Origin of the sequence: Cystobacter fuscus, assembly GCF_002305875.1 — a bacterium.
Taxonomy (GTDB): domain Bacteria; phylum Myxococcota; class Myxococcia; order Myxococcales; family Myxococcaceae; genus Cystobacter; species Cystobacter fuscus_A.
The window spans coordinates 1,870,968-1,883,012 of the sequence record NZ_CP022098.1 but is presented as its reverse complement, the minus strand read 5'-3'; the positions used below and the strand labels follow the sequence as shown (position 1 = coordinate 1,883,012).

The following is a 12,045-nucleotide window of genomic DNA, read 5'->3' as shown; positions in this document are numbered from 1 at the left end:
ATGCCGTGGGGGGCTCCTTGCTCCTCTTCTGCCCTCAGCCCCCGTCGCCGGTGTCCTCGCAGGTGGCGGCTGAACTGCGGTGCTCCGCCAGGAAGATGGTCTGCGCCATCATCCGGTACCCGGACATGCCTTCGCGCAGGGTTTCGATGGACTCCTCCGGGTGCACCGAGTCAATCACCGCATGGGGCCCGACCGCGTTGAACTGGTGCGAGACTCCCCGGGGGATCTGCATGTCCACCCAGCAGTTCGGTGGCACGACGACGTTGTACCGCTCCCGGTGCACGCCCTCCGGGGTGTCCGGCAGGCGGTCGACGAAGGCGTGCAGCGGGGTCGTCCAGTCCGGGCGGGAGCGGACGGTCAGCGGGGACAGGCTGGAGACGCGGATGGTGGTGTCCGGGCCGGTCATCATCCGCACGAAGCGCAGGCCGGTGTGCAGGTGCATGCGGGAGCAGATGCCGCGTTCCCGGGTGTCGTAGAAGTCCATCAGGTAGCGGTCGGCGAAGTAGCCCTCGAAGGGGGGGGCCAGCATGAACACGTCGCCCTCCTCGAACGACTGCGCCTCCTTCAGCGCGCGGGGGGGGGTGGGGGACTCGTGTTCCCTCCGGTGGGCGTGGCGGACCAGCCCGGCGAGCGCGGTCACGACGGTCAGGGCGACTTCCGGGGGCAGCTGCAGCACCGGGGTGATGCGGTTGCGGCCGGGGTCCTGGTGGCGTTCCAGGTCCAACACCTCGTCCTCGTGGTCGGGGACCTGCTTCATCCTGCTCATTCGTTGCCTCTGTTTCCGCTGGTCGGGGTGTGGGCCCACAGCACGCCGCCGAGGTCGTGGCGGCCCGCGCGCAGCAGTGCGCAGCCGACGACGGCGAAGCCCGCCTCGCGCAGTCCGGCGAGCCCGTGCCACCGGTCGCCCGGCTCCTGGGTGGGGTAGTCCAAAAAGGACAGCAGTGGGCCGAGTGCCCACGGGCATCCGTCGAGGGTCGTGATCGTGGGCAGGTGGCTGGACACCACCGCGCCCGGGTGGGCCTCGCGCAGGCGCTCGGCGAGTTCGGCGTACCCGGCCAGTGGCCATTCGGTGCTCAACTGCTCGCGCCAGCGGGCTTTCGCCTCCGCCAGCTCGGGGTCGGCACGCCGGTGCCAGTGGGCGCGCATGAACTCCAGCGCCTCGAACACCGCCTCCTCGCCCTCCCGCGCGGGCTCGTCCACGTGCTCGGCCAGTGCACGCAGCCCGGCATCGTCCACACCGGAGCGGAGCAGGTCGTGCGCGGTGGCCGAGGCGTACCGCAGCAGCCGCTCGTACCGGGCGGGCGCGTACCGCAGCGCGACCAGCGAGCGGCCCATGGCCTTGCGCTGGGGTTTGCCGGTCGAGGTGGCCTGGAATCCGCCGAACTGCACCGAGGCGGGCCGCAGCGGGCTGTTCTCGCACACCGCGCGCACGGCCTCCACCGGCTGGTCCGTGGCGACGAGCCCGATCTCGTGACCGAGCGTGGGTTCGGCGACGGCCACCGCCGCGAACCGCCCGCCGAGCCCGGCCTCGCGCCAGGTCCGCTCGACGTCCAGTGGGTGGTACTTCTCCCCTCCCCGGTCGATGCGCTCCCCGGCCCGGCCCCGCAGCACCAGCAGGCCCTCGCGCAGCTCACCGAGGTCCCCGGTGCGCAGCCAGCCGTCCTCGGTCAGCGCCGCCGCCGTGGCCGCCGGGTCCTGCCAGTAGCCGCGCATCATGTCCGGGGTCCGCACCCACACCTCGCCGTCGACCAGCCGCAGCTCGGTCTCCGGCAGCGCCACGCCGACCGGCGGGTGCTGGTCCAGGTACTGGCGGGTGAACGCGGCCTCGTCGAGCAGGGGCGTGGTGAAGCTGAAGTTCATCGCCTCGGTCAGGCCGTAGCCCTGGCGCAGCCTCGGGCCGTAGCGGTCGTGGAAGCGGCGGGCCAGGTCCGAAGTCAGCGGCGCGGCCGCGGTGATCAGGTACTCCAGGTCCTCCGGCCACTCCGGTGAGACATCCAGCAGGTCGGCCAGCAGCGCGGGCACGATGGAGGCGGTCCGGGCCCCGGCGGCACGCAGCGCGGCGAAGTACCCGGCCGGGTCCGCGCCGTTGTGCAGCACCAGCGGGGTGCCGGTGAAGTGCGTGCCCAGCAACGACATGACCAGCGCGTTGCAGTGGTACAGCGGCAGGCAGGTGCCGTGCGGCCGGTCGGGGGTGAGCCCGTGGAGCGCGGCGGTCTTGGCCGCGTTGCCCAGCACCGCCTTCCGGCTGAGCATGACGCCCTTCTGCGGACCGGTGGAGCCCGAGGTGAACATCAGGAACGCCAGGCCCTCGGCATCCGGGTGCTCGGCGGGGTGGCCGGTGTCGTGCAGCCCGTGCTCGTCCAGCACGGCGGAGGCGGCGACCCGGTCGACGATGCCGCGCACCGCGGTATCCGTGCTGCGCGGGTGCAGGGGCACCGCGACGAGCTCGCGGTCGAAGCAGCCGAGCAGGGCCTTGGCCAGGCCCGGTCCGTTGGGCAGCCGCACCACCACCCGGGCACCTGCAGGCAGGTAGTCGATCATCGGTTCCTCCTCAGTTCGTCCCGGAGCAGCGCGCCGGCCTCGGCCACGTGCTCGGGCTGGAACACTTCGTGGTGCGCCGCGGCCAGCTGGTGCACGGTGAGCCGCCCGCCGACGTGCGACCGCCACCGCTCGTGGTTCGAGCCGCCCGCCGCGTTGAAGTACACGACGTCCCCCGGGTAGACCGGCGGTCGGTAGGCCCGCAGCAGCCGTTCGTTGTTGCGCGCCACCGCGGCCAGCGGCGCGCTGTCCCGGCCCAGCAGCCGGGTGATCCGCTCCTCGACCGGCCCCGCCTCGGCCACCGCACCCGCGACCGAGTCGACCACGACCAGCAGGCCGACGGGTGCGCCGAGTTCCCGCAGCCGCACGGCCATCGCATGTGCCACCAGGCCGCCGAAGGACCAGCCGAGCAGGTGGTAGGGCCCGTCGGGGTGGGCGGCGCGCAGTGCCGTGACGTGGTGCTCGGCCAGTTCCTCAATCGAGTCCGGCAGGTCGTCGGTGTGCAGGCCGTACACCGGGTGCTCGCCGTCGAGGTGGGGCAGCAGGCCCGCGTATACGCCGCTGAGGCCGCTCAACGCCGGAACGCAGCACAGCGGTGCGGCGGACCCACCGGTGCGCAGGGGCACCAGCGGACCGGTCTCGGCCGCTCCGGCAAGGCGCGCGGCGAGCGCCGCCGGGGTGGGTGCGGTGAACACGTCCCGCACGCCCAGGGCCACGCCGAACACCGCGCGCACCCGCGCGCTCAGCCTGGCCGCCACCAGCGAATGCCCGCCCAGCTCGAAGAAGTTGTCGCCGGGGCGGACCGAGGGCAGGTCGAGCACGTCGGCGAACAGCCCGCACAGCAGCTGCTCCTCCGGGGTGGCTGTGACCTCGGCGGCAACGGACCAGTCCGGTTCGGGCAGCTGGTCGCGCCGCACCTTCCCGTTGGCGCTCAACGGGAACTCCGGCACCGCGACCAGCCGGGCGGGCACCATGTGGTCGGGCAGGTGCCGCGCCAGGTGCGCGCTGATCGCGGGCAGGTCCGGTTCGGCGACGGCGGGCACCAGGTAGCCGATCAGCACCCCCTTGCGGTGCACGGTCACCGCGGCCGCGTGCACGTCGGCGTGCTGGGCGAGCACCGCCTCCACCTCGCCGAGTTCCACGCGGTGGCCACGCACCTTGACCTGGTCGTCGGTGCGCCCGTGGAAGCGCAGCACCCCGTCCGCGCTCCGGGAGACGAGGTCACCGGTGCGGTACATGCGGCTCCCGGGCGGCCCGTACGGGTCGGGCAGGAAGCGCGAGGCGGTGAGGCCCGGCTGGCGCAGGTAGCCGGTGGCCACCCCGTCCCCGGCCAGGTAGAGCTCGCCGAGCACACCGGGCGGCACCAGATTCAACCGCTCGTCCAGCACGTGGCAGCGGGTGTTCCACAGGGGACGTCCAATGGGGACGGTCGCGCCGGTGGCTCCGGTGACCGGGTGCAAGGTGGACCACACGGTGGTCTCGGTCGGCCCGTAGCAGGCCAGCAGCGAGGACACCCGGCCGCGCAGTTCCTCGGCCAGCCCACCGGGCACGGCCTCACCGCCGATCAGCGCGCGCACCCGGCGCAGGCACTCCGGGCGGCGGGCGGCCAGTGCGTGCCACAGCGAGGGCGTCGCCTGCACCACGGTGACCTGGCGGCGCTCCAGCAGGGCCAGCAGCTCGTCCGGCTCGCGCACGGTGTCTCGGTCCGCGAGCACCTGCGCGGCCCCGGTCATCAGGGGCGCCAGCAGTTCCAGCTCGGAGATGTCGAATCCGACCGGTGCGGAGGCCAGCACCCGGTCCGCCGGGGTGAGGTCCAGCCGCTCGCGCATGGCGTGCAGCAGGTTGAGCCGTGCGGACCTGGGCACCACCACGCCCTTGGGTCGCCCGGTGGACCCGGAGGTGTACCGGACGTAGGCGGTGTCCTCGGGCACCGGTGTCCCCGGGCGGGCCGTGACGCGCAGTCCGTTCTCGTTGTCCACCACCAGCGCCGGTCGCGCGTCGGCGAGCAGCGCGGTGAGGCGTTCCGGTGGCAGCCCGGGTTCCAGGGGCAGGTGGGCCGCGCCGACGAGGTCGGCGGCCAGCATCGCGGCGGGCAGGTCGGCGGTGCGGTGCAGCACCAGGGCGATCAGGCTGCCCGGACCGGCTCCGAGTGCGCGGAACTGCTCGGCGAGCTGCTCGACCCGCTCCGACAGCTGCCCGTAGGTGAGGTCGTCCACCGCCAGCGCATGGGGATGGGCGCGCGCCCGTTCGGCGAACAGGGAGTGCACCGAGGTGTCCGGCACGGTCCGCGCGGTGTCGTTCCACCGGGTGAGCAGCCGTTCCCGCTCACCGGGCACGAGCACCGGCAGGTCGGTGACCGGGCGGTCCGGGTCGGCGACGGCGGCGCGCAGCAACAGGTCGAGGCGGGCCAGCAGCAGTCGCGCCGTGGCGGGGGTGAAGAGCTCGGTGTTGTACTCCAGCAGCCCGTCGATGCCGTCGGATTCCTGGCGCAGGCTCCACAGCAAATCCAACCGCGAGGCCCCGCCGTGCACGGCCACGGGTTCGGCGCGCACCCCGGGCAGGGAGAACTCGGCGGCCGGGGTGTCCTGGATGGCCAGCATCACCTGGAACAGCGGGTGCCGGGACAGCGAGCGCGGCGGGTTGAGCGCCTCCACCACCTGCTCGAACGGCACGTCCTGGTGGGCGAACGCGTCCAGGTCCACCGCGCGCACCCGCGCCAGCAACTCGGCGAAGGTGGGCGCGCCGGACAGGTCGGTGCGCAGCACCACGGTGTTGATGAAGCAGCCGACGGTGTCGTGCAGCGCGGCGTCGTGCCGCCCGGCGACCGGGGTGCCGATGGGGATGTCCGCGCCCGCGCCGAGACGGTGCAGCAGGCAGGCGATCGCGGCGTGCAGCACCATGAACACGCTCGCCCGGTGCGCGCGGGCCAGCTCGGTGATCCGGCCGTGCAGGGCGGCGTCCAGCCGGAAGCCGACGGTCTCACCGCGGTGCGCGGACACCGCCGGCCGGGGGTGGTCGGTGGGCAGCGGCAGCACGTCCGGGATGCCCCGCAGCACCTCGACCCAATGGGCCGGGTGGGTGTTGCGTTGCTGGAGCGCGTAGTCGGCGTACTGCACCGGCCTGTTCGTCCACCGTGGACTGTTCCCGTCGAGTCGGGCGCGGTAGGCGGTGGACAGGTCGCGGGCCAGCGGGGACAGGGACCAGCCGTCGGCGGCGATGTGGTGCAGGACGAGCAGCAGCACGTGTTCCCGCGGCCCGGTGCGGCAGAGCAGCGCGCGCACGGGCAGTTCGGCGGTGAGGTCGAAGACGTGCCCGGCGGCCTCGGCGAGCCGGTCGGCCAGCGCCGACTCGGGCACCGCGAGCGAGTGCACGGGCAGCTCATCGGCCGAGCAGATCCGCTGGCCGGGTTCGCCGCCGCCCTCGACCACCTTGGTGCGCAGGCTCTCGTGCCGCTCGAGCACGTCGTGCAGTGCCGCCCGCAGGGAGTCCTCGTGCAGGTCACCGCGCAGCCGGGTGGCGAAGGCCATGTTGTACACGGAGTTGGGCCCGGCGAACTGGCTGAAGAACCACAGCCGGCGCTGGGCAGCGGACAGCGGGATGTGCGCGGGCCGGGCCCCGGGGGTGAACGCGGTGTCCGGCGCGGTGGGCACCTCTGGCAGGCAGCGGGCCAGGTCGGCCACCACGGGGGCGTCGAAGAGGGTGCGGATGCCCAGCACCGCACCGGTTTCCGCGCGCACCCGGTTGATCAGCCGGGTGGCCAGCAGCGAGTGCCCGCCCAGGTCGAAGAAGCTGTCCTCCGCGCCGACCTCGGGCACGTCGAGCACTTCGGCGTACAGCGCGCACAGCAGCTTCTCCATCGGCGTGCGAGGTGGCCTGCTCACCGGCAACGTGGACTGCGGCCTGGGCAGCGCCCTGCGGTCGAGCTTGCCATTGCCGGTCAACGGGATCTTCGGCACCGGCACCACGAACGCGGGCACCATGTGCTCGGGCAGCACGCGCCGCGCGTGCTCGCGCAGCCCGGCCGCGTCCAGGTCGCCGGTAAGCACGGCGTAGCAGACCAGTCGGTCCTCATCGGGCAGCACCACGGCCTGGACCACCGAGGGGTGCCGTTCCAGGACGCGCTCGACCTCGCCGGGCTCGATGCGGAAGCCCCGGATCTTCACCTGCTGGTCGGCACGACCCAGGTACTCCAGGCCACCGTCCTGGCGCCGCCGGGCGAGGTCGCCGGAGCGGTACATGCGGTCACCGGGGGCACCGAACGGGTTGGGGACGAACCGGGCCGCGGTGAGCTCGGGCCGGTTCAGGTAGCCGCGCGTCACGCCGGGCCCGGCCACGTAGATCTCACCGGGACAGCCGGGCGGCACCGGCCGCAGGGCATGGTCGAGCAGGTGCAGCCGCAGGTCGGGCAGCGCGACCCCGACCACGCTGGCGGTCTCCTCCGGGTCATCGAGCTCGATGTAGCTCGAGTGCACGGTGGTCTCGGTGATCCCGTACATGTTGACCAGCTTCGGCCCGCCGGGCCGCCGCCAGGCGCGGATGCGGCTCAGCGCCAGTGCCTCCCCGGCGAAGACCACCACGCGCAGCGCCAGGTCGGCCGGGGGCAACTGGTAGAAGGCCGACGGGGTCTGGCTCAGCACGGTCACGCGTTCCCGCGCCAGCAGGGCGAGGAACTCCTGCGGTGACCGGGTGACGTGCTTGGGCACCACCACGAGCCGCCCACCCTTGGCCAGCATGCTCCACAGCTCGAACACCGACACGTCGAAGGCGTAGGAGTGGAACAGCGTGTGCACGTCGCCGGGGCCGAACCCGAACCAGGGGTCGGTGGTGTCCAGCAGCCGCACGACGTTCTGGTGCGACACCACCACGCCCTTGGGCACACCGGTCGAGCCGGAGGTGTGGATGACGTAGGCGACACCGTCCGGATCCGCGCGCGGCCCGAGATCGTGCTCGGGGTGTTCCTTCGACGGGTCGACCTGGTCGAGCACCAGCACCGGGTTCACCGCGGCGAGCACCTGCCGCAGGCGTTCCTCGGGCTGGTCGGGGTCCATGGGCACGTACCCCGCGCCGGACTTGAGCACCGCCAGCACCGCGACCACCAGGTCCAGCGAACGCGGCAGCACCAGGGCCACCAGTCGTTCCGGGCCCGCACCCCGTGCCACGAGGTGGTGGGCCAGGCGGTTCGCGCGGGCGTTGAGCTCGCGGTAGGTCAGGTGCTCGCCCTCGAAGGTGACGGCCACGGCGTCCGGGCGGGCCCGCACCTGGGCCTCGAACAGCTCGGGCAGGGTGCACCGCCGCGCGGTCTCCGGGGTGGGGACCGGCTCGTGCTCGTCGGGCAGCAGCAGATCGAGACCCCCCAGGGATGCGTCCGGCCGGTCGGCGAACTGCGCGAGGATCGAGGCGAGCCGGGCGAGCAGCCGGTGCGCGCCCTCGGCGTCGAGGACGTCGGCGCTGTGGTCCAGTCGCAGCCGCCCGTGCTCCCCGGGCATCACGACGAGTGTCAGCGGGTAGTGCGTGCCGTCCAGGCCCCGCGCGCTGCGCAGCACCAGCCCGGGCAGCGCCTCCTCTTCCAGGGGGTAGTTCTCGAACACCACCACCGTGTCGAACAGCTCCGACTGCCCGGCCAGGGCCTGGAGTCGCGTCAGGTCCACATGCTGGTGGTCCAGCACGGCCAGCTGCTGTTCGCGCAGTGCGGCCAGTGCGTCCGCGACCGTGCGGGCCGGGGCCAGTCCGACCCGGACCGGGATGGTGTTGATCAGCAGGCCGACCATGCCCTCCGCGCCGGGCAGCTCCGGCGGCCTGCCGGACACCGTCGCGCCGAAGACGACGTCCTGCCTGCCGGTCAGCGCGCCCACCAGCACGGCCCAGGCCAGCTGCACCACGACGTTCGGCGTCACCCCATGCCGACGGGCGACCTCGGCGATCCCGGCGGGCAGGTCCGCCTCGCACCGCAGCCGGGCCGAGGCCGAACCCCGCCTGCCCGGCCCGCCGACCAGCGTCGGTCCGTCCACGGTGGACAGGATGTCGCGCCAGGCCTCCTCGGCGGCATGCGGGTCGCGGGTGGCGAGCCAGTCCAGGAAGTCGCGGTAGGCGGGGGCCGGGGGCAGCGGCTGCCCGGCGTACAGGCCGAACAACTCCTTCACCACGATCGGCATGGACCAGCCGTCCAGCAGGAGGTGGTGGGTGGTCAGCACGAACACGTGCCGGTCGGCGGCACGCCGTTGCAGGGCGGCGCGGAACAGCGGCGGGCGGGCCAGGTCGAAGCGCCGCTGCCGGTCCTGCGCCAGGAAGGCCTCCAGGTCCTCATGCGCGGGCAGGTCGTGCCAGGGCACGGAGAACTCCGGGTCGATCACCTGCACCGGCCTGCCCGCCGGGCTCTGCCGCACTCCGGCGGACAGCTGCGGATGCCGCAGCAGCAGCCGGTGCAGGGCGGTGCGCAGCCCGGCCGCGTCCAGCGCGCCTTCCAGCTCGAAGACGAACTGCACCAGGTACGGGTCGGCGCCGTCGTGGTCGTAGAGGGAGTGGAACAGCAGCCCCTGGGCCAGCGGCGGCAGCGGCAGCGCGCCGGTGGCCCGGGCACGGGCCCGGGTGCCGAGCGCGGTCAGCACCTCGAACCAGCGTTCGGCCAGCGCGCTGATCTCCTCGCGGGGCAGCAGCCTTCCCGGCCAGGACCAGTTCGCCACCAGCCGGGGACCGTCGGGGTGGTTGGCGAGCACCGCGTCCAGCTCCACCGCGTGGGCCAGCGCGAGCGGTCCGCCGGAGGTCGCACCGACCACGGTGTCCTCGGGCAGCACCGCCCAGTCCCCGTCTCCGTTGACGTCGAAGTGGCCCAGGTAGTTGAACGCATACCGGGGGGCCGGTACCCCGGCCAGGAGCGGTGCGGTCTGCGGGTTGAGGTGACGCAGCAGGCCGTGGCCGAACCCGGTGCGCGCCAGGCCGTTCAGGGTCTCGCGCACCCGGGCGACCGCGCCGTCCAGGTCGACAGGGTCGGTGGGCCAGGAACAGCCCGCGGCGAGCTGGACGGGGTAGAGCGTGGTGAACCAGCCGACCGTACGGGAGAGGTCGAGGCCGTCGGCGAACTCCTCGCGCCCGTGGCCCTCCAGCTCCACCCGCACCGGGCCGGTGGCCAGCGCGAACGCGGTCAGCAACAGCTCGTACACCGAGCAGTCGAAGGCGGCCGCGGCCTTGGGGAGGAAGTCCGCGGGCAGGCTGATCGAGAGCCACTGCCGGGTGTCCTCGGTGTCCAGCGAGGGGTCCAGCGCGCGGTCGCCGACCGGCGGGTCCGCGACCGGGGCGAGCCAGCGGCGCAGGTCCGCCAGCAGATCGGGGTGGTGGGCGTGCTGGAGCAGGGCCCGCGCCCACTGCGGGAACGGCGTGCCGGTGGCGGGCAGCGTCGGGGCGCGGCCGTCGCGGACCGCGGCCCAGGCCGTGTGCAGGTCGTCTAACAGGATGCGCCAGGACACGCCGTCCACGCACAGGTGGTGCGCGGTCAGCTTGAGCCGATCCTCGCGCCAGGTGACGTGCAGGACGTGGCCGAGGGCCAGGTTGATGGGCCGGTCCAACTTGACGGTGACGTGCTCCAGCACCCGCAGCGCCCACACCCCCTGCACTTCGGACAGCGCGAGGCGCAGCATGCCGTGGTGGTCGACCAGCGCCTGGACCACGGCGCGCACCTGCTCGGCCGTGCACCCGGCCGGGGTGCGCACGGTCATCGACTGGACGAACCGGTTGTCCGGCGCGCCCCGGCCGCGCAGCCAGTGCATGACCGGTGTGAGCGGCACGGTCGGGTCGTCGGGATCTCCGAGTGCCAGGCTGCGGCCGCGCGCGGCGGGCAACGCGAGGCCCTTGGCCAGTGCGGTGACGGTCGGGGCGCGGAAGACGTCGGAGGTGCTGACGGCCAGCCCGGCGCGCTGTGCGGCGGCGGCGAGCTGAATGGCCCGGATGCTGTCGCCGCCGAGCTTGAAGAAGTCCCCGTCCACGGGCACCTCGGCCCGGCCGAGCACCTGCGCGAACAGCTTCGCGAGGGTCCGCTCGACGGCCGTGCCGGTGGCGCGCACCGGCTCGGGTGCGGGGGCAGAGGGGTCCGGCAGGGCGGCGCGGTCGAGCTTCCCGTTGCGGGTCAACGGCAGCGCGGCCAGTCCGACCACGGCCGAGGGCACCAGGAACGGCGGCAGCCGCTCACCGAGCCGTTCCAGCAGCCCGTCCGGGACCTCGCCGACGACGTAGGAGACCAGGCGGCCCTCGCGCATCACGGTCGCGGCCTGCCGCACCCCCGGCTGGGCCAGCAGCGCGGCGTCCACCTCACCCAGCTCGACCCGGAAGCCGCGCAGCTTGACCTGGCCGTCGGCGCGCCCGGCGAACTCCAGCTGCCCGGCGGCGTTCCAGCGGGCCAGGTCGCCGGTGCGGTAGACGCGGGCACCGGGCGGACCGGACGGGTCGGGCAGGAAGCGCTCGGCGGTGGCACCCGGCCGGTTCAGGTAGCCCAGGGCCACGCCCGCGCCGCCCAGGTAGACCTCGCCGGTGGTGCCGAGCGGGACGGGGCGCATGGCCCCGTCGAGGAGGAGCACCCGGGTGCCGTCGAGGGGACGGCCGATGGGAACCACGTCGGTGATCGGGCCCGCGGGGTAGCGGGTGGCGAAGACGGTGGTCTCGGTCGGGCCGTAGCCGTTGACGACGGTGAGCTCGGGCAGCGCCTCCCGCACGGCGCGCACGGCGGCGGGGGAGACCACGTCACCGCCGGTCCACACCTGGCGAAGCCCGGCGAGGCAGCGCGGGTCCTGGGTGGCGATCGCGTTGAACAGCCCGGCGGTGAGCCACATCCCGGTGACCCCGGCGGTCGTAATGGTGCGGGCCAGCTCGCCGGGGTCGAGCCTGCCGGGCGGGGCGAGCACGATCTCGCCGCCGGTGAGCAGCGGTATCCACAGCTCCAGGTTGATCGCGTCAAAGGCCTGCGCGGAGTGCAGCAGCACCCGCTCGGCCCCGCCCTCGGTCCACCAGCGGTCGGCGGCGAGGTCGACCAGGTTGGCATGGGTGACGGCGACGCCCTTGGGCGTGCCGGTGGAGCCCGAGGTGAACATGACGCAGGCCAGGTCGCCCCCGCCGACCTCCGGGCACGCGGCGTCCGGGCCGGTGCCGTTGACGGTCAGCACGCGCAGACCGGGGGCCGTCGCGTCCGCCTGGTCGGTGAGCAGCAGCCGGGCCCCGGAGTCGGCGAGCACGGACGCGCGCCTGGGCGGCGGGTCCTCGGCGTGCAGGGGCACGTAGGCCGCGCCGGACTTGAGCACGGCGAGCACGGCGACCACCAGGTCCACCGAGCGAGGCAACAGCAGCGCGACGTTGCGGCCGGGCCCGGCCCCGCCCCGGCGAGCCGGGCGGCCAGGGCGGTGGCCCGCTCGTCCAGCTCGCGGTAGGTCAGCCGCCGCCCGGTCTTCGGGCAGTGCACCGCGGCGGCCTCCGGCTGTTGGCGGACCCGCGCGGCGAAGGCCGAGGGCACCGTGCTGGCTCGCGCCG

3 protein-coding genes are annotated in these 12,045 nt (G+C 74.0%); all 3 read right to left on the bottom strand.

What is annotated here, in order from left to right; translation table 11 throughout:
• Positions 1-34: 34 nt before the first annotated feature.
• Genes CYFUS_RS07845 through CYFUS_RS07835 form a run of 3 tightly spaced genes read right to left on the bottom strand, consistent with a single transcriptional unit; the run spans position 35 to position 11,858 of the window.
• On the bottom strand, positions 35-757 hold the full coding sequence (locus CYFUS_RS07845) for a hypothetical protein (RefSeq protein ID WP_095984670.1): 723 nt from the start codon (positions 755-757) through the stop codon (positions 35-37).
• 5 nt (positions 758-762) lie between these two features.
• A complete protein-coding gene (locus CYFUS_RS07840; protein WP_095984669.1) occupies positions 763-2,541 on the bottom strand; it encodes a class I adenylate-forming enzyme family protein in 1,779 nt (592 codons plus the stop codon).
• Complete coding sequence (locus CYFUS_RS07835; RefSeq protein ID WP_198316495.1) at positions 2,538-11,858, bottom strand: non-ribosomal peptide synthetase; 9,321 nt, start codon at positions 11,856-11,858, stop codon at positions 2,538-2,540. Before CYFUS_RS07835 ends, CYFUS_RS07840 begins: the two co-directional genes overlap by 4 nt.
• Positions 11,859-12,045 lie beyond the last annotated feature (187 nt).

What these genes read in the sequence shown, in the direction of transcription:
- CYFUS_RS07840 (WP_095984669.1), bottom strand. Translation starts at nt 2,541, where the DNA reads ATGATCGACTACCTGCCTGCAGGTGCCCGGGTGGTGGTGCGGCTGCCC.
- CYFUS_RS07845 (WP_095984670.1), bottom strand. Translation starts at nt 757, where the DNA reads ATGAAGCAGGTCCCCGACCACGAGGACGAGGTGTTGGACCTGGAACGC.